Consider the following 23,015-nt stretch of genomic DNA (forward strand, 5'->3'; position numbering starts at 1 on the left):
TCCTCCGCACGGATGCGAAGGCGCTCGATTCACCCCTGGGGACATATGGGTCCCCGGTTCCCCGGGCTCGCGCCTGATGGGGATTCGGCGATGGCTGCCCGTGCCACGAGTGCGGCGTACAGCGGGCGAACAGCCGGACCGACGCTAAGCGCGAGCGCTCGCCAGCACCAAACAGACAGCGGTTTTTGTTGCACACGCCACAGGGCAGAAGGGCATGTTCCTTATGACATCTCATCAAAAGGGACATAGATAGAATATTTCGGAGAACCCCGGCAGCCCACACGGCCGGGGTTCCCTCCGGGGCGTCAGTCAGCCCGTGACGACGGTCACTTCGCCGATGCCGAGCTCCCTGACCGGCTCCGCGATCTGCGACGCGTCCCCGACGAGCACCGTGACCAGCCGGTCCACCGGGAAGGCACTGACGACGGCGGCCGTCGCCTCCACGGTGCCGGTCTCCGCCAGCCGGGCGTACAACCGCGCCTGGTAGTCGTCCGGAAGGTGCTGCTCCACCTGGTCGGCCAGCGTGCCCGCGACGGACGCCGCCGTCTCGAACTTCAGCGGTGCGACGCCCACCAGGTTCTGCACGGCGACATCGCGCTCGGCGTCGGTGAGCCCCTCCGCCGCCAGCGTCCGCAGCACCCGCCACAGATCGTCCAGCGCCGGAGCGGTGTTGGGCGTGTCCACCGAGCCGCTGATGGCGAGCAGCGAGGCCCCCGTCCCGTCCGGGGCGGAGCGCAGCACCTGACCGAAGGCGCGTACGCCGTAGGTGTAGCCCTTCTCCTCGCGCAGCACCTTGTCGAGCCGGGAGGTGAGGGTGCCGCCGAGGCAGTAGGAGCCGAGCACCTGGGCCGCCCAGACCCGGTCATGGCGGTCGGGACCGGTCCGCCCGATCAGCAGCTGGGTCTGCACCGCTCCGGGACGGTCCACGACGATCACCCGGCCGGTGTCGTCGGCGGTGATCGGCGGCACGGGCCGGGGGGTGGCGGCGTCGCCGTGCCAGTCGCCCAGGGTGTCGGCGAGCACGGCGTCGAGATCGACTCCGGTGAGATCGCCGACGATCACCGCGGTGGCGGTCGCGGGCCGCACATGGGCCTCGAAGAAGGCGCGCACGGCGGCGGAGTCGATCCGGGCCACGGTCTCCTCGGTGCCCTGCCGGGGCCGGGCCATCCGCAGCGACGCCGGGAAGAGCTCCTTGTACAGCTCCTTGGCGGCGCGGCGGCCCGGGTTGGCCATCTCGTGCGGAATCTCGTCCAGCCGGTTGCGCACCAGCCGCTCGACCTCGCTGTCGAGGAACGCGGGCGCGCGCAGCGCCTCGGAGAGCAGCGCGAGCGCCTTGGGCAGCCGGGAGACCGGGACCTCCAGCGAGACCCGGACGCCGGGGTGGTCGGCGTGGGCGTCGAGAGTGGCTCCGCACCTCTCCAGCTCGGCCGCGAACTCCTCGGCGGAGCGCTTGTCGGTGCCCTCGGACAGGGCGCGCGCCATGATGGTGGCGACGCCGTCGAGACCTTCGGGCTCAGCGTCGAGCGGGGCGTCGAGGAAGATCTCGACCGCCACGACCTGCTGCCCTGGGCGGTGGGAGCGCAGCACGGTCAGCCCGTTGTCCAGGGTGGCGCGCTCGGGGGCGGGGAACGCCCAGGGGCCGGCCTCCCCCGGCTTGGGCTGCGGGTGGAAGTCCATGGTGGTCAGCGGCTCGGCGGCGTCGGTCACTGGCCCGCCCCTTCCTCGTCGTCGCTCTGTTCGGTCGTGCCGGAGCCGGTCGTGTCGGAGCCGGCCGGGCCGTCCTCCGCGGCGCGGTCGTCGGCGGAGATCGGTTCGTACACCAGCACCGCCCTGTTGTCGGGGCGCAGCCTGGCCGCGGCCACGGCCCGGACTTCCTCGGCGCTGATGTCGAGAACGCGCTCCACGGCGGTCAGCGCCAGCTGCGGATCGCCGAAGAGCACCGCGTACCGGCAGAGCTCGTCGGCGCGGCCCGCGACGGTGGAGAGCCGGTCCAGCCACTCGCGCTCCAGCTGGGCCTGGGCGCGCTCCATCTCCTCGGGCGTGGGCCCCTCCTCGGCGAACCGGGCGAGCTCCTCGTCCACGGCCGTCTCGATCTGCGGCACCTCGACGCCGCCGGAGGTCTTGACGTCCAGCCAGCCCAGCGAGGGGGCCCCGGCCAGTCGCAGCAGCCCGAATCCGGCGCCGACCGCCGTCTGGTCGCGGCGTACCAGACGGTTGTGGAGCCGGGAGGACTCGCCGCCGCCGAGGACGGTGAGCGCGAGGTCGACGGCGTCGCACTCGCGGGTGCCGTCGTGCGGCAGCCGGTAGGCGGCCATCAGCGCGCGGGACGGCACCTCCTCCACGACGACCTCGCGCAGCTGCTCGCCGATGTTGTCGGGGAGGGAGCCGTCGCGCGGGGGCTGCTTGCCGTCGTGGGAGGGGATGGAGCCGAAGTACTTCTCGATCCAGGCGAGCGTCCGCTCCGGGTCGATGTCGCCGACGACGGAGAGCACGGCGTTGTTCGGCGCGTAGTAGGTACGGAAGAAGGCGCGGGCGTCGTCCAGGGTGGCCGCGTCCAGATCGGCCATGGAGCCGATGGGGGTGTGGTGGTACGGGTGGCCCTCCGGGTAGGCGAGGGCGGTGAGCTTCTCGAAGGCGGTGCCGTACGGAACGTTGTCGTAGCGCTGGCGGCGCTCGTTCTTGACCACGTCCCGCTGGTTTTCCATCGACTCGTCGTCGAGCGCGGCCAGGAGGGAGCCCATCCGGTCGGCTTCCAGCCAGAGCGCCAGCTCCAGCTGGTGGGCGGGCATCGTCTCGAAGTAGTTGGTGCGCTCGAAGCTGGTGGTGCCGTTCAGCGAGCCGCCGGCGCCCTGCACCAGTTCGAAGTGACCGTTGCCGTGGACCTGCTGGGAGCCCTGGAACATCAGGTGCTCGAAGAGGTGGGCGAGTCCGGTACGGCCCTTGACCTCGTGGCGCGAGCCCACGTCGTACCAGAGGCAGACCGCGGCCACCGGGGTCAGATGATCCTCGGAGAGCACCACGCGCAGGCCATTGGCCAGCCGGTGCTCCGTCGCTGTCAGGCCGCCCGAACCGGCCTGCGCTGTGGCCGTGTGACCCATGGGCATGTACGTCCCTTCGATCGCGATGCTGCTGGGTGTTGTTCTCCCAGCACTGCCACTGTATGCAAGCGCGCTGACACCTGGCGAAGTTCCCGGCCGGGCGCGGTCTCTTTACCCCGCCCGTCCCGGGGTCGCGGAACCCTCCGCACCCGGGTGCAGGGGCCTTCCGTACCCGGGCGCGGGGGCCTTCCGTCTCCGGGCGCGGGCTCTTCCCGGGCCCGGGTACGGGAGCTTTCCGGGCCCGGGCGCGGGAGCTTTCCGGGCCCGGGTACGGAGGCGTCTCCCGGGGCGCGGCCGGGGGCGTTTCCCGGGTCGCGTCCGGTGTTGTCAGTGCGACGGGCCACAATGGTCGGCGTCAGTTCCCGATCCGGTACGTGAAGGAGCAGCAGCCGCAATGGCCCGCCGCAGCACGAAAACCCCGCCGCCCGAAGATTTCGAGGAGAAGATCCTCGACATCGACGTCGTCGACGAGATGCAGGGCTCCTTCCTCGAGTACGCCTACTCGGTGATCTACTCCCGCGCCCTGCCGGACGCCCGGGACGGCATGAAGCCGGTACAGCGCCGCATCGTCTACCAGATGAACGAGATGGGGCTGCGCCCCGATCGCGGCTATGTGAAGTGCGCCCGGGTCGTGGGCGAGGTGATGGGCAAGCTGCACCCGCACGGCGACGCGTCGATCTATGACGCGCTGGTGCGGATGGCCCAGCCGTTCTCGATGCGGGTCCCGCTGGTCGACGGCCATGGGAACTTCGGTTCGCTGGGCAATGACGACCCGCCCGCCGCGATGCGGTACACCGAGAGCCGGATGGCCGACGCGGCCACGCTGATGACCGAGTCCATCGATGAGGACACGGTCGATTTCGCGCCGAACTACGACGGTCAGGAGCGGGAGCCCGTCGCGCTTCCGGCCGCGTATCCGAATCTGCTGGTCAACGGGGCCTCCGGCATCGCGGTCGGCATGGCGACCAATATGCCGCCGCACAATCTGGGCGAGGTGATCGCCGCCGCCCGGCATCTGATCCGGTATCCGGGCGCGGACCTGGAGACCCTGATGCGGTACGTCCCCGGTCCGGATCTGCCGACCGGTGGCCGGATCGTGGGCCTCTCGGGCATCAAGGACGCCTACGAGACCGGCCGGGGCACCTTCAAGATCCGCGCCACGGCCACGGTGGAGGACGTCACCCCCCGCCGCAAGGGCCTGATCATCACCGAACTGCCGTTCTCCGTGGGACCGGAGAAGGTGATCTCCAAGATCAAGGATCTGGTCGGCTCCAAGAGGCTCCAGGGCATCGCCGATGTCAAGGACCTCACCGACCGCTCCCACGGTCTGCGACTGGTCATCGAGATCAAGAACGGCTTCGTGCCGGAGGCCGTCCTGGAGCAGCTCTACAAGCTGACGCCGATGGAGGAGTCCTTCGGCATCAACAATGTGGCGCTGGTGGACGGCCAGCCGCTCACCCTGGGACTCAGGGAGCTGCTGGAGGTCTATCTCGACCACCGCTTCGAGGTGGTGCGCCGCCGCAGCGAGTTCCGCCGCGGAAAGCGCCGCGACCGGCTGCATCTGGTGGAGGGCCTGCTGGTCGCTCTGCTCGACATCGACGAGGTCATCCGGCTCATCCGGTCGAGCGAGAACTCCGCACAGGCCAAGGAGCGGCTGATCGAGCGCTTCTCCCTCAGCGACATCCAGACCCAGTACATCCTGGACACCCCGCTGCGCCGGCTGACCAAGTTCGACCGCATCGAGCTGGAGAGCGAGCGGGACCGGCTCACCGGGGAGATCGAGGAGCTGACCCGGATCCTGGATTCGGACGCCGAGCTGCGCAAGCTGGTCTCGGGGGAACTGGCCGCGGTGGCGAAGAAGTTCGGCACCGAGCGCCGGACCGTGCTGCTGGAGTCGGCCGCGGCTCCGGTCGCGGCGGTGGCCCTGGAGGTCGCGGACGACCCGTGCCGGGTGCTGCTGTCCTCGACGGGCCTGCTGGCGCGTACGGCCACGGGCGAGCCGCTGCCGGAGGCGGGCGGCAAGCGCGCCAAGCACGATCTGATCGTGTCGTCGGTCCTCGGGACCGCGCGCGGTGATGTGGGCGCGGTGACCTCGGGCGGCCGGCTGCTGCGGCTCTCGGTGATCGATCTGCCGCAGCTGCCGCAGACCGCCGCCGCGCCGAGCCTCTCGGGCGGGGCTCCGCTCTCGGAGTTCCTCTCGCTGGAGCCGGACGAGAGCGTGGTCTGTCTCACCACCCTGGACGAGTCCTCTCCGGGGCTCGCGCTCGGCACCCTCCAGGGCGTCGTCAAGCGGGTGGTGCCGGACTATCCGGCCAACAAGGACGAGCTGGAGGTCATCTCCCTCAAGGACGGCGACCGGGTCGTCGGCGGCGCCGAGCTGAGCACGGGCGAGGAGGATCTGGTCTTCATCAGCTCCGACGCCCAGTTGCTGCGCTATCCCGCGTCGCAGGTCCGCCCGCAGGGCCGGGCGGCGGGCGGCATGGCTGGCATCAAGCTGGCGGACGGGGCCAGGGTTCTCTCGTTCACCGCGGTTGACCCGGCGGCGGACGCGGTGGTGTTCACGGCGGCGGGTTCCACGGGCGCGCTGGACGAGTCGTTCACGACGGCGAAGCTCACCCCCTTCGACCAGTATCCGCGCAAGGGCCGGGCGACCGGCGGCGTGCGCTGCCAGCGGTTCCTCAAGGGGGAGGATGTGCTGCTGCTGGCCTGGGCGGGTCCCGCCCCGGCGCGCGCGGCGCAGCGGAACGGCGCTCCGGTGGAGCTGCCGGAGCCGGACCCGCGCCGGGACGGCTCGGGCACCCCGCTGACCGCGGCGGCGGCGACGGTGGCGGTGCTGGCCGGCCCGTCGAGCTAGAGCACGGCCAGGGCGTGGGCGTACGGGGGCGGGCAGTGGCTGCGCCCCCCCGGCCCGGGCGTACGGAGACGGACGGCTACCGCTCCCGGTCCGGGCGTACGGAGACGGACGGCTACCGCTCCCGGTCCGGGCGTACGGGGGTGGACGGTTACCGCTCCCCGTACGCCGCCCGCGCCTCGTAGCCCTCGTACGCCTCGTAACCCTCGTACGTCTCATCGGTTTCATGGGCCCCGGCGGGCGCATCGGGCTCGCCGGGCCCGTACGGCGTCTCCGGCACATAGCGCAGCACACCCCACAGACTCCGCTCGTCGGGAGCGTCCTGCGGGCCGGTCACCCGGGCGGCGGCCAGCCGCCCGGTCAGGGCGGGGCCGTCGATGCCGGAGCCGATGAGCACCAGCTGGGTGAGCCGCTCGGCGTCCCCGGGCCAGGGCTCGGGGTAGAAGCGCAGAAACCGGCCGACCGCGTGAACGGCGTACCGGTTGCGCGGATCGGCCGCGCCGAAGTCGATGAAGCCCTTGATCCGGTAGAGCCCCTCGGGACGGGAGTCGAGGAAGTCCAGCAGCCGCCGGGGGTGCAGGGGCTCCGGTGCGGTGAAGCCGACGCTCTCGTACGCCGTGTGCAGATGACCGGCATGGTCGTGGCCGTCCTCGCCGCTCCCCTCCTCGTCGTCGAGCAGATCCTCGAAGGCCAGCTGCCCCACCCGCTCCGCGCTCGGGCGGCGGTCGAAGAACAGCTCCGGGTCGACCCGCCCGTACACCGACTCGACCACCGCCGCTCCGGCTCCGGCCCGCGCCCCCGCCGTATCGGCGAGGGCGCCGCGCAGCGCGGCCAGCCGGGCCGGGTCCACCCGGTCCGTCTTGTTGAGGACGATGAGGTCGGCGACGGCCAGATGCCGGTCGATCTCGGGGTGCCGCTCCCGGGTCGCGTCGAACTCGGCCGCGTCGACGACCTCGACCAGACCCCCGTACACGATCCGGTCGTTCTCGCTGGCGAGCAGCATGCGGACGAGTTCCTGGGGTTCGGCGAGGCCGCTCGCCTCGATCACGATGACATCGAGGCGGGCGGCGGGACGGGCGAGCTTCTCCAGGAAGACGTCCAGTTCGCTCGCGTCGACGGCGCAGCAGAGACAGCCGTTGCCGAGGGAGACGGTGGAGTCGCCGAGCTGGCCGGCCACGGTCATGGCGTCGATCTCGATCGACCCGAAGTCATTGACGATCGCGCCGATCCGGGTGCCCCGGCCGGCCCGCAGCAGATGGTTGAGCAGGGTGGTCTTGCCCGATCCGAGGAAGCCCGCGAGGACGATGACGGGAATCTGTTTGCTCGGCGGGGGAACGGGGCTCACCAGGGGCCTTTCTCAGACTGCGGGCACGGGCTGCGGCGGAGGCGGTCCGACGTAGCGGGCCGCCGGACGGATGATCTTCGAGTCCGCCGACTGCTCCAGGATATTGGCGCTCCAGCCGATCACCCGGGCCGCGCAGAACGTGGGGGTGAACATCTGGCGCGGCAGTCCGCACAGTTCCATGACGACTCCGGCGTAGAACTCCACATTGGTGTGCAGCTCCCGCCCCGGTTTGAGTTCGGCGAGTATCGCGACGACTTCCTTCTCCACCTGGACGGCGAACTCGGTCAGCGGCCCGCCGAAGCTCTCCGCGATCTCTCTGAGCAGCCGGGAGCGGGGGTCCTCGGTGCGGTAGACGGGGTGGCCGAATCCCATGATCCGGGTCCCCCCGAGGACCTTCTCGGTGATCCAGGGCCGGATGCGGTCGGGGGTGCCGATGGCGTCGAGCGTGTCCAGGGCGCGGCTGGGCGCGCCGCCGTGCAGGGGTCCGGAGAGCGCCCCGACCGCCCCGGTCAGACAGGCGGCGACATCGGCTCCGGTGGAGGCGATCACCCGTCCGGTGAAGGTGGAGGCGTTGAATCCGTGGTCGACGGTCGAGATGAGATACCGCTCGATCGCGCGCGCCCGTGCGGGCTCCGGCTCGGATCCGGTGAGCATATGGAGGTAGTTGGCGGGGTACGGGAGGTCCTCGCGCGGCTCGACCGGCTCCAGTCCCTGGCCGAGCCGGTGCAGCGCGGTGAGCAGGGTCGGCACGACGGCGCAGGCGGCGAGCGCGTCCGCGCGGCGGGCCTCGGCGTCGAGGTCGTACACGGGTCGCATCCCCGTCGCCGCGCCGAACAGCGAGAGCGCGGTCCGCAGTCCGGCGAGCGGCCCGGAGGCGGCCCCGGCGCGGGCGATGGCGGGCAGCGCCGCGCGTACGTCATCGGGCAGCCGGCGCAGCGACGCGGTGTGCGCGGCGAAGGCGGCGCTCTCCGACGGGTCGGGGAGACGGCCGTGGAACATCAGATGCCAGACGTCCTCGAAGCCCCTGGTCGTGGCCAGTTCGACGGCCGAGTACTGGCGGTAGTGGTAGAAGCCCTCGCGGCCCCGTACGTCTCCGATTCCGGTGTCGGTGACGACGACGCCCGCGAGCCCGCGCGGTACGGCGGGGGGTGCGGCTTCGCTGGTGCTGTGCATGACGGATGTCCTCCTCGGAGCCCACTGCAAACGTGATTCGACTGTCCATGCTTGACTCAATCACTGTCAATATTGATTGAATCAACATTGATATGGAGTGGGTACGGTGTTCTCATGACGGATCAGGGCCAGGGGCCGAGGGATCAGGAGCCGAGGGATCAGGAGCCGAGGGATCAGGAGCCGACCGGCGGAGCCCGGCTGACCACCCACGAGGCCGCCGAGCGGCTCGGGGTGAAGCCCGCGACGCTGTACGCGTATGTCAGCCGCGGCCAGCTCTCCAGCCGCCGCGAGCCCGGCGGGCGCGGGAGCACCTTCGACGCCGATGACATCGACGCGCTCATCCGCAGAAACCGCCGGGAGCCCTTGCGGCGGACCGATGCCGCCCACGAGATCCGTACCGGCGTCACCCTGATCGACGGGGACCGCTGCTGGTTCCGCGGGGTCGACGCCGTCGAGCTCGCCCGGAGCCATCACTACGAGGAGATCGCCGACTGGCTGTGGACCGGCGAACTGCGGACCGGGATCCGGTTCACCGCTCCGCCGCCCGTACTCGCGGCGGCCCGGCGCGCGGTGGACTCGCTCCCTCCGGGCAGCGGTTCGGCGGACCGGCTGAGGGTGGCGGCGATCGCCGCCGCGGTCATGGACCCGCTCCGTTTCGACCTCGGCCGGGACACGGTGCTCACCGCGGCCAGAATGCTGATCCCGACCCTGGTCGACGCCCTGCCGGAGGCCGGACCCGGCCCGGAGCGGGTGCGCCCCGCCCGGTCCGGGCCCGCGGAGGAGCCCATCACCGCCCAGACCGCCGAGGAGCCCATCGCCGCGCGCCTGTGGCGCCGGCTGACCGCGAAGGCCCCCGACGAGCCGTCCCTGCGGGCCCTGGACCTGGCGCTCTCGCTGCTCATCGATCACGATCTGGCCGCCTCCACCCTGGCGGTGCGGGTCGCCGCGTCGGCCAGAGCCCATCCGTACGCCGTGGTCTCGGCGGGCCTCGGCGCGCTGGAGGGGCCGCTGCACGGGGCGGCGAGCGGACTCGCGCACCGGATGCTCGCCGAGGTGCTGGAGCGGGGCAGCGCGGCGGCGGTGGTGGCGGACCATCTCCGGGCCGGCCGCCGGGTGCCGGGGCTCGGGCAGCGGCTCTACACGGGCCGCGACCCGCGCGCCGAGGCCCTCTTCGAAGCCCTGGCCCGGATCCCCGCCGCGCGCGCCGCCCTGGACGCGGTCCGTGCGGTGGAGGCCGCCACCGCACGCCGGATGGAGCTGCACGCCAATGTCGATCTCGCGCTCGCGGCGCTGTCGGTGGCGTCGGGGATGGCGGCCGAGGCGGGCGAGACGGTCTTCGCGGTGGCGCGTACGGCCGGCTGGATCGCCCACGCCCTGGAGGAGTACGGGGAACGGCCGCTGCGGCTGCGCCCCACCGGCCACTACACCGGCCCCCGCCCGCCCGTACCCCTCCCCACTCCCACTCCCTCTCCCTATCCCGCTCCCCGGTGACGCCTCCGTGCCCGGACGGCCCGGCGCCCCCGCTCCCGGCGCCCCCGCTCCCGGCGCCCCCGTGACCGGACGGTCCGGCGACCCCGCGGCGCTTCCCGGCGACCGGATGACGGCGGCTCCAGCCCTCCGACCCAGGTGACCCCGGGGGCCCCGGGACCGAAAGGGCGGATTTCGGAAAGGCCCCCTCGCCGTCTACCGTTCATATGCATGAGCCCCGAATCGACCGCCGCCGCGCCCCGGCGCCGGCGCTTCGGCTGGCCGCAGCGGGTCTTCTCCCAGGTCCTGCTGATGCAGCTGGCCATCGCCACCGGTGTCACCGTCCTCGCCACGGGCCTCTTTCTCGCGCCGCTCAGCGCGCAGCTCGACGATCAGGCGATGCGCCGGGCCCTGGCCATCGCCCAGACCGCGGCGTCCACCGAGGCCGCCGAGGATCTCGCGGGCAGCCGTCCGACAGCCGATGGGCCGGTCCAGGCCGAGGCCGAGCGGATCCGCAGGGCCACCGACGCCGAGTACATCGTGATCATGGATATGGGCGGGGTGCGCTGGTCGCACACCTCGCCCGAGCAGATCGGCCGGGTGGTCTCCACCGATCCCAGCGCGGCGCTCGCGGGCCGCGAGGTCATGGAGATAGACGACGGAACCCTCGGCCGCTCCGCCCGGGGCAAGGTTCCGCTGCGCGACGGCGACGGCCGGATCGTCGGCGCGGTCTCCGTCGGCATCGAGTACGACAGCGTCCGCGACCGGCTGTTCTCGGCGATCCCGGGACTCCTGCTGTACGCGGGCGGAGCCCTGGCCGCCGGAGCCATCGCCGCTTATCTGATCTCCCGAAGGCTTCAGCGGCAGACCCATGACCTGGCCTTCTCGGATATCTCCGCGCTGTTGGCGGAGCGCGAGGCGATGCTGCACGGCATCCGTGAAGGGGTCGTGGCACTCGACTCGGCGGGCCGGATCAGACTGATGAACGACGAGGCGCAGCGGCTGCTCGGCGTGGCGTCGGACGGCGGCGGGCAGCCGCTCGAACAGGTGCTGGGCGAGGGGCGTACCACCGATGTGCTCGCGGGCCGGGTCACGGGCGAGGATCTGGTGACCGTACGCGGCCACCGTGTGCTGATCGCCAATCGGATGCCCACCGACGACGGCGGGGCGGTGGCCACCCTGCGGGACCGCACCGAGCTGGAGCAGCTCGGCCGGGAGCTGGACTCCACCCGTGGTCTGATCGACGCCCTGCGCGCCCAGGACCATGAGCACGCCAACCGGTTGCACACTCTGCTCGGCCTGCTGGAGCTGGAGATGCACGAGGAGGCGGTCGAGTTCGTCACCGAGGTGGTCGGGGTGCACCGGGCGACCGCCGAGCAGGTCACCGAGAAGATCCACGATCCGCTGCTGGCATCGCTGCTGGTGGGCAAGGCCACGGTGGCGGCCGAGCGGGGCGTGTCGCTGCGTATCGCCCCCGATACGCTGCTGCCCGACCGGCTGGTCGACCCCCGCGGTCTGGTCACGGTCCTGGGCAATCTCGTCGACAACGCGATGGACGCGGCGGCCGGGTCCATCGAGCCGAGGGTCGAGGTGGAGCTCTGGTCCCGGGGCCGTACGGCAGTGCTCCGCGTCGCGGACAGCGGCCCCGGAGTCCCGGCGGAACAGCGTGAGCTGATCTTCACCGAGGGCTGGACCACGAAGGAGCTGCCCGTCCATGGCAAGCGCGGTCTCGGGCTGGCGCTGGTGCGCAGGCTGGCGGAGCGGCAGGGCGGCAGCGCCCGGGTGGAGGAGGCGGAGGGCGGCGGTGCGGAGTTCGTCGTCGTACTCCCCGAAGCACTCAGCGAACTGACCGAGCCCGAGTCCGAGCCCGCGACGGCAGCGGAGGCACGATGAACAACGGACACGCCCCGGGACGTCCGCAGGGGCCCGCCGGGGTCCCGGACGGCGAGATGATCGATGTCCTCGTCGTGGACGACGATGTCAGGGTGGCGGGCATCAACGCCGCTTATGTCGCCAAAGTGCCCGGCTTCCGGGTCTCCGCGACGGCCCACTCGGCCGCCGAGGCGCTCGCCCGGATCGCCGACACCCCGGTGGATCTGATCCTGATGGATCACTACCTACCGGACGGAAACGGTCTCGCCGTCGTTCGTGAGCTGCGCGGACTCGGCCATCAGAGCGATGTGATCATGGTGACGGCGGCGCGCGATGTGGCCACCGTGCGGTCCGCGATGCGCCATGGGGCGCTCCAGTATCTGGTGAAGCCGTTCAATTTCGCCGGTCTGCGCGCCAGGCTGGAGGCGTACGCGGGGCTCCGGCGTGCCCTGGGCGGCGGCGGCGAGGCGGAGCAGGCCGAGGTGGACCGGATCTTCGGTGCGCTGGCGGCGGGGTCGATCACCCCTGATCTGCCCAAGGGGCACTCGCCGACCACCGCCGAAGTGGTGCGCCAGGTGCTGCTGGCGGCCGAGGGCGCGCTCTCCACCCAGGAGATCGCCGACCGCGCGGGGGTGAGCCGGCAGACCGCGCAGCGCTATCTGAAGCTGCTGGAGCGGACGAGCCGGGTGCGGCTCAGTCTGAAGTACGGCGAGACGGGCCGCCCGGAACACCGCTACCTCTGGTCCGCGAGCGCCTGAACGCCTGCCGCCGCCCCGGCCCGGCCCGTCATCCGCGCCCCGGCACCCCGATGAGGTGGGTCGGAGCCAGGGCCAAGGCTCCGATGAGGTGGGGCCAGGGCTCACGGTGGTGCGGAGCCGCAGCTCCTCCGCCCCACCGTGAGCCCGGTGGTGCTCAGGCGTCGATGCGCGAGCGGTCCAGGGTCGCCGCGGAGCTGGTGATGAACTCCTTGCGGGGCGCGACCTCGTTGCCCATCAGCAGATCGAAGACCTGCTCCGCCGAGTCGAGATCGCCGATGTTGATCCTGCGCAGGGTGCGGTGGCGGGGGTCCATCGTGGTCTCCGCCAGCTGGTCGGCGTCCATCTCGCCGAGGCCCTTGTAGCGCTGGATGGAGTCCTTGTAGCGGATCCCCTTGCGCTGGTACTCCAGCAGGGTCTGCCGCAGCTCGCTGTCGGAGTAGGTGTACACATATTTGTCCTGGCCCTTCTTGGGCTGGACCAGCTCGATCCGGTGCAGCGGCGGCACTGCGGCGAAGACCCGGCCCGCCTCGACCATGGGCCGCATATAGCGCTGGAAGAGCGTCAGCAGCAGACAGCGGATGTGGGCGCCGTCGACATCGGCGTCGACCAGCAGGACGATCTTCCCGTAGCGCGCGGCGTCGAGATCGAAGGTCCGGCCCGAACCCGCTCCTATGACCTGGATGATCGCGCCGCACTCGGCGTTCTTCAGCATGTCCGAGACGGACGACTTCTGAACGTTCAGAATCTTTCCGCGGATCGGCAGCAGCGCCTGGAACTCACTGTTCCGGGCGAGCTTGGCGGTGCCGAGCGCGGAGTCTCCCTCGACGATGAAGAGCTCGCTGCGCTCCACGTCGTCGCTCCGGCAGTCGGCGAGCTTGGCGGGCAGCGAGGAGGACTCCAGGGCCGTCTTGCGGCGCTGCGCCTCCTTGTGCTGCCGGGCTGCGATCCGGGTGCGCGCGGCAGCGACGGCCTTCTCCATCACGGCGCGGGCCTGCGCCTTGGCGTCGCGCTTGGTGGAGGTCAGGAAGGTCTTCAGCTCCTTGGCGACCACATTGGCGACGATCCGGTTGGCCGCCGACGTGCCCAGGACTTCCTTCGTCTGCCCCTCGAACTGGGGCTCGGCCAGCCGGACGGTGACCACCGCGGTGAGCCCCTCCAGGGCGTCGTCCTTGACGATGTCGTCCTCGGCGACGCGCAGCAGCTTGGCGGAGCGGAGCGCCTCGTTCATCGTCTTGGTGACCGAGCGCTCGAAGCCGGTCATATGGGTGCCGCCCTTGGGGGTGGCGATGATGTTCACGAACGACTTGACCGAGGTGTCGTAGCCCGTGCCCCAGCGCAGGGCGATATCGACGCCCAGCTCCCGGGTGACCTCGGTGGGGGTCATATGGCCGCGCTCGTCGAGGACGGGGACGGTCTCCTTGAAGCTGCCCTGGCCGGTCAGCCGGAGCACATCGCAGACCGCCCGGTCCTGGGCGAGGTACTCGCAGAACTCGCTGATCCCGCCGTCGAAGCGGAAGATCTCCTGGCTCTTGCCCTCGCCTTCGAGGTCTCGCTCGTCGCGCACCACGATGGTCAGACCGGGCACCAGGAAGGCGGTCTGCCGGGCGCGCTGGTAGAGGTGATCCAGGGAGAGCTTGGCGTCCTTGAGGAAGATCTGGCGATCCGCCCAGTACCGCACCCGGGTGCCGGTGCGGGTCCTGGGCACCCGCTTGCCCTTCAGCAGCCCGTTCGCCGGGTCGAAGGGGGCGTCGGGGCCCTGTTCGGTGAAGATGCCGGGGACGCCGCGGCGGAAGCTGATCGAGTGGGTGGCGCTGTTCCGGTCGACCTCGACGTCGAGACGGGCGGAGAGGGCGTTGACCACGGAGGCGCCGACGCCGTGCAGACCACCGGAGGCGGCGTAGGAGCCGCCGCCGAACTTTCCACCGGCGTGCAGCTTGGTCATGACGACCTCGACGCCGGAGAGGCCGGTCTTGGGCTCCACGTCGACGGGGATGCCCCGGCCGTTGTCCTGGACCTCGACGGAGCCGTCCTCATGGAGGATGACCTCGATGCGGTCGCAGTAGCCGCCGAGGGCCTCGTCGACGGAGTTGTCGATGATCTCCCAGAGGCAGTGCATCAGACCACGGCTGTCGGTGGATCCGATGTACATGCCGGGGCGCTTGCGGACCGCTTCAAGACCTTCGAGGACGAGCAGGTGCCGCGCGGTGTAGTTGGAGCCGTCACGCTCTGCGGTCAGCAGCGCTGTGGACGGCACGGACGTTTCGGCGGTCACGCGGTTCGCTCCTCGCTGAATTTCAGTTCTGCCCCGGTGGGGTAGGGCACGGCGTCGGTCGCCGGGTCAGAGGGTACCGAGCCCTGGTAGAGCCGGTGTAACGCCACCCTCGCGTATTTCTCATGCTAGTCCAGCGTCGCATGTCTGTTCGATCCCTCGATGGGGTGACGCGAACATCACGTTCCCTTCGAGGCATGAACCATTTAAGCTCCGGGCACGTCCTCAAGAACAACCGGCAACCCAGCCGGGAGGGCCCATCGAGACAAGCAACGCGAAATCCGTAAAGCACAGCAATACGGCTCATTCGCCGCCACCCGGCAACAGACAGCACCCTTGAGAGGAAGTCTCAAGGAAAAGCCCCGAGCGGGAACGTTTTCGGGCTGGTTGGATGTTGACCCTGGTACGACAGCTCGTCGAGCTAGAGAAGAGGCGACGTGACTACTGTTCTGACCCCCGCGAGCCCGCTGACGGCCGCTGACCGCTGCGACCGCTGCGGCGCCCAGGCCTACCTGCGCGTCGTCCTGACCAGCGGTGGTGAACTGATCTTCTGCGCCCACCACGGACGCAAGTTCGAGCCGGAACTCAAGAAGATCGCCGCGGAAATACAGGATGAGACCGACCGACTCACGGCCGTTCCGGCCGGCGCCGGTCAAGAGGATCACTGACACCTCACATCCGACGACGAGCCAAGGCCGGTCCCGGACCGGCTGACGGGCGGCCGTCCCCCGATGCGGGTCATCCGACCCGGGCGGGGGCGACCGCCCGCTCTCGTACGGTCATCCGGACCGCCGCTCCCCTGACGCCGCTCCGCCTGCCCGGAGCGGCGCACACCGCCCATAGGCGGGCCGCACGGCCGGCATGGCCTCCCGTACCCTTCGGCGACCCCCGGGGCTCTCCAGGGGCCGTCCAGGGACTCTCCAGGGGCCGCTACGGCACCGCGATCGCCGACACCTTGGTATAGACCCCAGGGCTGTCCGCACGGCCGCAGCCGCTGCCCCATGACACCAGGCCGATGAGCCTGCCCCCGGCCACCAGCGGCCCTCCACTGTCTCCCTGGCAGGCGTCCCGGCCGCCGCCGGTGTCTCCCGCGCAGAGCATCGTGGCGGCGGTGTAGCGGCCTCCCAGGCCCCCGGGATAGGCCGTCGCGCAGTTCTCGTCGGGCAGCACGCTCACCCGGGCCGCGCGCAGCGCGGTGGCATAGGTTCCCTCGCCGGTCGTATCGCCCCAGCCGTACACCGTGGCGCTCGTGCCCGGCTCGTGCACGGGATCGCCGGGACGCGCCACTGCGATCACCATGGACTCGGGCAGCGCCTCGGCCAGGGTCAGCACCGCCATGTCGGAGCCGTTGGTGGACGGGTCGTACTCCGGCGAGACCCAGCTGTCGGCGATCTCGACCTCCCGGCCCTCAGCGCTCGTCAGCTCGGTGCGCCCGACGAGGACCCGCAGATCCGGAACGTCCTCCACCGAGCCGCCCAGCACGGTCCGGCTCAGACAGTGGGCCGCGGTCATCACCCTGGTCGGCGCGACGACGACCCCGCCGCAGAATTGCCCTCCGCGCGCTCCTCCGAACCGGTCACGACTGGAGAGCGCGACCACCCAGGGGCTGTCGGCGGCCCGCGCCGCGTAACCGCCCACCACGATGCTGTCGGCGGCGGCCGGAACCGAGGTCAGCGACGCCACCGCCGCCGCGGGAATCAGTGCCAGCAGCCCGGCCAGGGCTCGGACGAAGGGACGACGCATCGGTTCTCCTGACTCTGAGCGAACACACGCACACCCAGAGTCATTCAGTATGCCGCCGTCCGCACCCCCGGACACGGCGAAGGCCCGGATTCCTGGCGGAATCCGGGCCTTCGAACGACCAATTCTCTACGGCCGCCGTCCTGGCAGGCTCCTACGTCCCGGCAGGCTCCTAGTCGAGGTAGTCGCGCAGAACCTGCGACCGCGACGGGTGACGCAGCTTGGACATGGTCTTGGACTCGATCTGACGGATGCGCTCACGCGTCACGCCGTAGACCTTGCCGATCTCGTCCAGGGTCTTGGGCTGGCCGTCGGTGAGGCCGAAGCGCATGGAGACCACGCCCGCCTCGCGCTCGGACAGGGTGTCGAGCACGGAGTGGAGCTGTTCCTGGAGGAGGGTGAAGCTGACGGCGTCGGCCGGTACGACCGCCTCGGAGTCCTCGATCAGATCACCGAACTCGCTGTCGCCGTCCTCGCCGAGCGGGGTGTGCAGGGAGATCGGCTCACGACCGTACTTCTGGACCTCGATGACCTTCTCGGGGGTCATGTCCAGTTCCTTGGCCAGCTCCTCCGGGGTGGGCTCACGGCCCAGGTCCTGGAGCATCTGACGCTGCACACGCGCGAGCTTGTTGATGACCTCGACCATGTGCACCGGGATACGGATGGTACGGGCCTGGTCGGCCATGGCGCGGGTGATCGCCTGACGGATCCACCAGGTGGCGTACGTGGAGAACTTGTAGCCCTTGGTGTAATCGAACTTCTCGACGGCGCGGATCAGACCGAGGTTGCCTTCCTGGATCAGGTCCAGGAAGAGCATGCCGCGGCCGGTGTAGCGCTTGGCCAGCGAGACGACCAGCCGGAGGTTGGCCTCCAGCAGGTGGTTCTTGGCGCGGCGGCCGTCCTCGGCGATGATCTCCAGCTCGCGCTTGAGCTTCGGCGCCAGCTTGTCGGCGTTGGCCAGCTTGTCCTCGGCGAAGAGACCGGCCTCGATGCGCTTGGCGAGCTCGACCTCCTGCTCCGCGTTGAGGAGGGGGACCTTGCCGATCTGCTTCAGATAGTCCTTGACCGGGTCGGCCGTGGCGCCGGCCACCGCGACCTGCTGCGCGGGAGCGTCGTCCTCGTCCTCGTCGGAGAGAACGAAGCCCTTGCTCTCGCCCTCGGCCTCTTCCTCTTCGCCCTTGGCGCCGGGCTGGACCTCATCGAGCAGCTCGTCGCCCTCGCCGGGCTCGTCCAGGTCCTTCTTGGACGTGGCCTTCTTGGATGTGGCCTTCTTGGCCACGGTCTTCTTGGCCGCCGTCTTCTTGGCTGCCGTCTTCTTGGCGGCGGCCCTCTTGGCAGGCGCGGTCGCCGTGCCCTCGTCGTCGGCGTGGGCGTCGACGGACTCTGCCTTCGGCGCCGCGGTAGCCGCGACGGTCTTCGTCGTAGTCGTCTTGGCCGCGACGGTCCTGGTGGCGGTGCGCTTTGCCGGGCTCTTCGCCGCGACGCTCTTACGAGAGCGCTTCGGCGACTCCGCGGCGCTGACCATCAGCGTCACACCCTCTTCCTCGAGGATCTGATTGAGGCTGCGCAGAACGTTCTTCCACTGGGTTGACGGAATCTGGTCGGCTTCGAAGGCGCGACGCACGTCATCGCCGGCGATCTGCCCAGCAGCCTTTCCCCGCTCGATGAGCGCCATCACGGATTCGGACTCGGCGATCTCCGGCGGGAGCGTACGGGATGTGCTGGCCGACACGAACAACCTCTCGGAACGATGGAAACGGCTTCCGGCTCCACCCATGATCGGGCCGGAGCCGACGACCACCGAGCTACGGATGTGCCGGTGGCGCGGGCGGAACCTCAGCTGGAACAGAACAGCGCCATGAACGGCTGCTGTATTCCCTCCTCGGCTGTCACCTCTTAGGTCATCGCACCGTTTCGAGGAGCGTTACGCCCAATCTGCGTGGCCCGAGTCACACCTCACTCACGACGAAACGAATAAAAGGGATGTTTCACATGCAATCGTGCCGCCGGACCCCACATGACGCCCGGCGACACTCGGTGTATACGCCTCCGCACTCCCGGCCGCGCGTACGTCTCAGTACTACCGTCGCCGTGTGCACGCCTCCGTACCCCTGAGCCGCGTGCACGCCTCAGGGCCCCCCGGCCGCTCGTACGCCTCAGGGCTCCCGGGTCACTCATACGCCTCAGAGCTCCCAGGCTGCTCGTACGCCTCAGAGCCCCGGATCGTGTGCACGCGTCCGCGCTCCCGGCCCAGCCGCACGCCTCAGCACTCCCGGCGTGCGGGGCCGAACGGATCAGTGCTCGCGCGGCGCGGGCACGACGCGCTCCACCTCCGGGTGCACGACGAGCAGTTGCCGCATGGCGGATTCGGCGGCGTGCGCGTCGCCGGCGGCGAGGGCGTCGACGATCCGCGCGTGGTGGGAGAGGGAGACCTCGTTCGGACGGTCACAGCCGGTGACCGGGCCGCCGGAGACCTGGAGAGCCGCGGAGACGATCCCGGAGAGATGCTCCAGCATCCGGTTTCCGGCGAGCTGGATGAGCAGCGCGTGGAACTCCGTGTCGGCGCGCGAGAAGGTGATCGCGTCGGACTGGGCGATGGCGTGCCCCATGATCTCGACCATGTCGCCGAGCCGCTGCTGGACGTCCTCACGGCCGTGACCGGCGGCGAGCCGGGCGGCGAGGGGCTCGATGGTCCAGCGCAGCTCGCAGAGCTCCCGGCGCTGGTCATCGCGCTGGGGACCGAAGGCCCGCCAGTCGATGATGTCGGGGTCCAGCAGATTCCAGTCGCTGACCGGGCGGACCCTGGTGCCGACATTCGGGCGCGCGCTGACCAGGCCCTTGGCTTCGAGCACGCGCAGCGACTCGCGCACGACGGTGCGGGAGACCTCGAATCGCTGGCCGATCTCCTCGGGGACGAGCGGGCGGTCGGCGCCGAGATCACCCGAGACGATCATCTGTCCGAGCTGCTGAACGAGTTGGCCGTGCAGTCCGCGGCCCCGGCTGCCCGCGGCGCGGCGGCCGACCCGGCCGAGCTCCACTTCGGCGCCGTCCCAGGCGGGCGGGGCGACGCGGTCGACTCCGGGCGACTCCGCGTGGGGGTATCGGTCGAGTTCGCCCGGGCCGGCGAGGCCGGAATCGGTGGGACGGGCGGCGGTCATCATGGTGTGCGCAAGGGTACTCACGCATCCTTTGTCGGCCCGGGCCCCACAGCCCTTGAGGTCTTTGGTGAAAAGCACACGAAAGGGTGATCGGCGCTTCCCCCACAATTGACGCCTTATCGGAAAGAAACGGGCGCACTCAAGGGAGTTGTGAGCAGATGGCCGCACCTCGATCGATCATGATCACCAAGAGGCTTCACGGCGAAGGCCAGTGAACATATACGCGCAGATAAGAACAGAGAGCGACAACATCAGCGCCACACCGACCGGTTGCGCGACCACACGCGCCCCAGCCAGCACCCAGCCGTCGGCCTGGTGGGGCAGCCGTACCCAGGCGAGCTCACGCAGCCGCTCCAGGAATCCGGCGACCGGGCGCACCGATGGAACGATCAACGCCCGCTGCACCAGCGGCGCGATGACGACCGGTACGGCGAGAACCGCGGCCACTCCGGCGGAGGCGACCCGGAAGACCCCGGCCGCGAGCAGCCCGGCCCAGGCGCAGCCGACCGACAGCCCACACCAACCGGCGAGCAGAGCGGGCCAGTTCCGGGGCGGGGCGCCCGCACCGGCTCCGTAGACCAGACGCAGCGCCTGGGCGTCGGCCGCCGCGACGAGCAGTGCGATCAGCAGAGCGGCGAGGGCGGTCACCGCCGCTTTGGCGAAGAGCAGCCGCAGTCGGCGGGAGACCCCTCCGCGGACGACCGCGAGCGCCGGATAGCGGAACTCCTCGCCGAAGGAGAGCGCTCCGATCAGACCTGCCGCGAGCGCGGCGGGCGGCAGCGGCAGGGCATCGGGCCAGGCGGCGAGCGCGATGGGGACGGGGGTGGCGGCGGAGCGGGCCAGCAGGACGCAGAGGACGAGCGAGCCGAGGACGGCGGCACCCGCGATCCGCACACCGGTACGCACTCCGGTGAGCCTCAGCACCTCGTACCGCACCGGCCACACGGGCCCGCTCAGCACCGCCCGTGAGGCCCCCTGCGAGACCCCCTGCGGACGGGAGCGCCGACTCGGAACGGCCCCGGAGTCCCCGGAGTCCCCGGACCCGTCAGGGGACCGCGACTCCCTCGCATCAGGGGTTCGGGGCTCCGGCCGATCGGGGACCGGGGGCTCCACGACGCCGGGCGGCCCCGGCCCCGGCCCCGGGTCCGGCTCCGGCTCCGGCTCCGCGATGTCATCGGCGGCCGGTCGGATCCGCCCCGGGTCCGGCTCCAGGGGCAGAGCGGGAGGCGTGTCACCGGCTTCCTCCGTGAGCCGGTGCAGGAGGACGCCATGCCGGAACGCGGTCTCGCCGACCTCGGCACAGGTGCTCCCGTAGACGGAGAGAAGGCCGCCGCTCTCGGTGACCGCTTCCACCGGCCGCTGGGCCGCCCGCGCCTCCCGGCGCACCAGCTCGGCGAGCCGGACCGCGTGCGGGGTGCGAACGGCGACGCGCGGACGCCCCCTGGTGCGGGAGAAGTCGACAGCGCTCCGGTCGGCGACGAGCCGACCCGCGTCGACGACGATGACGCGATCGGCGAGCCGGGCCGCCTCCCTCGGGTCGCCGGTGGTGCACAGAACCGTTCCGCCGCGATCCGCGTGTGCACGCAGCAGCCTGTGCCACCAGTCCCGTTCCCTCGGCGGGAGTCCCCTGACGGGCTCGTCGAGGATGAGGGTGTGCGGGTCCCCGAGCAGAGCGGCGGCGGCTCCGACCTTTCGGTCCATGCCGAGGGAGAGCGTGTCGAGACGACGGGCGGCGAGGCCGGTCAGCCCCATGCCTTCGAGCACCTCGTCGGCACGGGCGAGCGGCACGCCCGCGGCGGCGCAGACCATCCGGAGCTGGCCGCGGGCCGTCCGTGCGGGATGGCCGGGTACGTCTCCGAGGACTGCGCCCACCTCCCGGGCCGGATGGGCGATGGCGTGGAGGGGGTTGCCCCGGAACCGGGTGACTCCCCGCCCGGATTCGAGCCCCAGCATGAGGCGGAGCGCCGTGGACTTGCCCGCCCCGGCCGTGCCGAGAAGAACGGTGACTCGACCGGGCGGGGCCTCGAAGGTGAGGTCGCGAACGGCGGGCGGGAGGTCTCGCCGGTGATTGCTGGTCAGTCCGATGGCCTGGAGCATCGCTTCTCTCGCGGAAGGGCGGACGGGAGACCGCTCGGCGGCAGGGCGGGTACCGCAGCAAGATAACGTGACATTTAGGACTTTTGATGCAGCTGACCACTCTGGGTGTCAGCCGGTCGCGTCCCGAGTGCGCCGGGACACCCGGCGGTCGCAGCTCGGCGGCCGAGTGCGGCGCCCGGAACCGGCGGTCGGGGACCGGCAGTCGGGGGAGTGGACAGCCCGGGGCGGCGACTGGGGACTCGACGGCCGGAGAGCTCGGCGTGATACGGCCCCGGGTCAGACCTCGGGCCGCAGCATCGGCGGGTTGAGCACAGTGGCCCCGCCCGCCCGGAAGAGCTGCGCCGGGCGGCCGCCCTGACGGGTGGTCGTTCCTCCGGAGGGCACCAGAAAACCTGGGGTGCCGGTCACCTTGCGATGGAAGTTGCGGGGGTCGAGAGCCACCCCCCACACCGCCTCGTACACCCTCCGCAGCTCCCCCACCGTGAACTCGGGCGGACAGAACGCGGTGGCCAGCGAGGAGTACTCGATCTTGGAGCGGGCCCGTTCCACTCCGTCCGCCAGGATCCGGGCGTGGTCGAAGGCCAGCGGCCCGGACTGCTCGCCCTCTCGGCCGAAACCCGCCTCCTGGCCGAGAAGGTCCGCCACCGACGCCCACCGCGCGCCATGGGCGTCCCCACCGGCCTTGGGCGCTGGCAGATCGGGAGCCAGCACCAGATGGGCGACGCTGACGACCCGCATCCGGGGGTCCCGCTGGGGGTCGCCGTAGGTCGCGAGCTGCTCCAGATGCGCGCCGTTGGCGGATGCCGGGGAGGCGGGGTCATGGGCGCACAGGCCGGTCTCCTCGGCGAGCTCCCGCGCCGCCGCGGCGGCCAGATCCTCGTCGCCCCGCACAAAGCCGCCCGGCAGCGCCCACCGGCCCTGAAACGGAGGCTCTCCACGGCGCACGACCAGCGCGCAGAGCGCATGACGACGCACGGTGAGCACGACCAGGTCGACCGTGACACCAAAGGGAGGAAAGGCCGACGGGTCGTAGGGAGACATGCCGTGATCATAGTCGTCTGCCTGACGATAAACACTCCTTTCGTCTTCCGGGCACCTCCTCTTTCCGCCACTCCCGAACAGGCGCTCGTGATCACCCAGCCCGCCCGCCCTCGCGCGCCCGACGCCCGTCTGGCCCCCTCACCTGC

The 23,015-nt window shown here is 71.0% G+C and carries 16 protein-coding genes and 1 riboswitch (1 of these 17 only partly in view); of the genes, 6 read left to right on the forward strand and 10 right to left on the reverse strand.

The window, feature by feature from the left end:
* Nucleotides 1-100, reverse strand: a riboswitch (cyclic di-AMP (ydaO/yuaA leader) (it extends 57 nt beyond the left edge of the window).
* Between the two features lie 209 nt (nt 101-309).
* Both FF041_RS07855 and FF041_RS07860 read right to left on the reverse strand, forming a co-directional pair.
* Nucleotides 310-1,707, reverse strand: coding sequence for a M16 family metallopeptidase (locus FF041_RS07855; RefSeq protein WP_323391423.1), 1,398 nt, complete (start codon nt 1,705-1,707; stop codon nt 310-312).
* Nucleotides 1,704-3,104, reverse strand: coding sequence for a M16 family metallopeptidase (locus FF041_RS07860; protein ID WP_194291959.1), 1,401 nt, complete (start codon nt 3,102-3,104; stop codon nt 1,704-1,706). The genes FF041_RS07855 and FF041_RS07860 overlap by 4 nt, the downstream gene beginning before the upstream one ends.
* A 388-nt stretch (nt 3,105-3,492) precedes the next feature.
* Here FF041_RS07860 and FF041_RS07865 point away from each other — a divergent pair, with 388 nt between their 5' ends.
* Together FF041_RS07865 and FF041_RS07870 are read left to right on the forward strand one after the other, a co-directional pair.
* Nucleotides 3,493-5,952, forward strand: a complete 2,460-nt coding sequence (locus FF041_RS07865) for a DNA gyrase/topoisomerase IV subunit A (RefSeq protein WP_153521626.1) — start codon at nt 3,493-3,495, stop codon at nt 5,950-5,952.
* Between the two features lie 35 nt (nt 5,953-5,987).
* Nucleotides 5,988-6,134 carry a hypothetical protein gene (locus tag FF041_RS07870; RefSeq protein ID WP_153521627.1) on the forward strand — a complete coding sequence of 49 codons (147 nt, stop codon included), beginning with the start codon at nt 5,988-5,990 and terminating at the stop codon, nt 6,132-6,134.
* Here the strand turns inward: FF041_RS07870 and FF041_RS07875 are convergent.
* The gene (locus tag FF041_RS07875) at nt 6,101-7,294 is read right to left on the reverse strand and encodes a CobW family GTP-binding protein (protein WP_323391424.1); all 1,194 of its coding nucleotides are present in this window, start codon (nt 7,292-7,294) and stop codon (nt 6,101-6,103) included. The genes FF041_RS07870 and FF041_RS07875 overlap by 34 nt on opposite strands.
* A gap of 12 nt (nt 7,295-7,306) precedes the next feature.
* Nucleotides 7,307-8,467: a citrate synthase/methylcitrate synthase gene (locus FF041_RS07880; protein ID WP_153521629.1), complete on the reverse strand. Its 1,161-nt coding sequence runs from the start codon at nt 8,465-8,467 to the stop codon at nt 7,307-7,309.
* A gap of 114 nt (nt 8,468-8,581) precedes the next feature.
* On the opposite strand from FF041_RS07880, the gene FF041_RS07885 reads away from it, so the two are divergent.
* The 3 genes from FF041_RS07885 to FF041_RS07895 all read left to right on the forward strand — a co-directional run bounded on the left by FF041_RS07885 (nt 8,582) and on the right by FF041_RS07895 (nt 12,564).
* The gene (locus tag FF041_RS07885) at nt 8,582-9,958 is read left to right on the forward strand and encodes a citrate/2-methylcitrate synthase (RefSeq protein WP_153521630.1); all 1,377 of its coding nucleotides are present in this window, start codon (nt 8,582-8,584) and stop codon (nt 9,956-9,958) included.
* 207 nt (nt 9,959-10,165) lie between these two features.
* Complete coding sequence (locus tag FF041_RS07890; protein ID WP_153521631.1) at nt 10,166-11,827, forward strand: sensor histidine kinase; 1,662 nt, start codon at nt 10,166-10,168, stop codon at nt 11,825-11,827.
* 56 nt (nt 11,828-11,883) lie between these two features.
* Nucleotides 11,884-12,564: a response regulator gene (locus tag FF041_RS07895; RefSeq protein ID WP_153480540.1), complete on the forward strand. Its 681-nt coding sequence runs from the start codon at nt 11,884-11,886 to the stop codon at nt 12,562-12,564.
* Between the two features lie 154 nt (nt 12,565-12,718).
* Here the strand turns inward: FF041_RS07895 and FF041_RS07900 are convergent, their stop codons facing one another.
* A complete protein-coding gene (locus FF041_RS07900; RefSeq protein WP_323391425.1) occupies nt 12,719-14,836 on the reverse strand; it encodes a DNA gyrase/topoisomerase IV subunit B in 2,118 nt (705 codons plus the stop codon).
* A 434-nt stretch (nt 14,837-15,270) separates the two neighbouring features.
* Here FF041_RS07900 and FF041_RS07905 point away from each other — a divergent pair, with 434 nt between their 5' ends.
* Nucleotides 15,271-15,501, forward strand: coding sequence for a DUF7455 domain-containing protein (locus FF041_RS07905; RefSeq protein WP_323391426.1), 231 nt, complete (start codon nt 15,271-15,273; stop codon nt 15,499-15,501).
* Nucleotides 15,502-15,763: 262 nt separating this feature from the next.
* Here FF041_RS07905 and FF041_RS07910 read toward each other — a convergent pair whose 3' ends face one another.
* From FF041_RS07910 to FF041_RS07930, 5 genes are all read right to left on the reverse strand, one after another.
* Nucleotides 15,764-16,576 carry a S1 family peptidase gene (locus tag FF041_RS07910; RefSeq protein ID WP_153521632.1) on the reverse strand — a complete coding sequence of 271 codons (813 nt, stop codon included), beginning with the start codon at nt 16,574-16,576 and terminating at the stop codon, nt 15,764-15,766.
* A gap of 169 nt (nt 16,577-16,745) precedes the next feature.
* Complete coding sequence (locus tag FF041_RS07915) at nt 16,746-18,305, reverse strand: RNA polymerase sigma factor (protein WP_323391427.1); 1,560 nt, start codon at nt 18,303-18,305, stop codon at nt 16,746-16,748.
* Nucleotides 18,306-18,867: 562 nt separating this feature from the next.
* Complete coding sequence (locus FF041_RS07920; protein WP_323391428.1) at nt 18,868-19,755, reverse strand: FadR/GntR family transcriptional regulator; 888 nt, start codon at nt 19,753-19,755, stop codon at nt 18,868-18,870.
* A 159-nt stretch (nt 19,756-19,914) separates the two neighbouring features.
* Nucleotides 19,915-21,828, reverse strand: a complete 1,914-nt coding sequence (locus FF041_RS07925; RefSeq protein ID WP_153521634.1) for an ABC transporter ATP-binding protein — start codon at nt 21,826-21,828, stop codon at nt 19,915-19,917.
* 276 nt (nt 21,829-22,104) lie between these two features.
* Nucleotides 22,105-22,869: an NUDIX hydrolase gene (locus FF041_RS07930; protein ID WP_153480512.1), complete on the reverse strand. Its 765-nt coding sequence runs from the start codon at nt 22,867-22,869 to the stop codon at nt 22,105-22,107.
* Nucleotides 22,870-23,015: the final 146 nt, after the last annotated feature.

This window comes from Streptomyces jumonjinensis, from assembly GCF_009600885.1.
Classification (GTDB): domain Bacteria; phylum Actinomycetota; class Actinomycetes; order Streptomycetales; family Streptomycetaceae; genus Streptomyces; species Streptomyces jumonjinensis.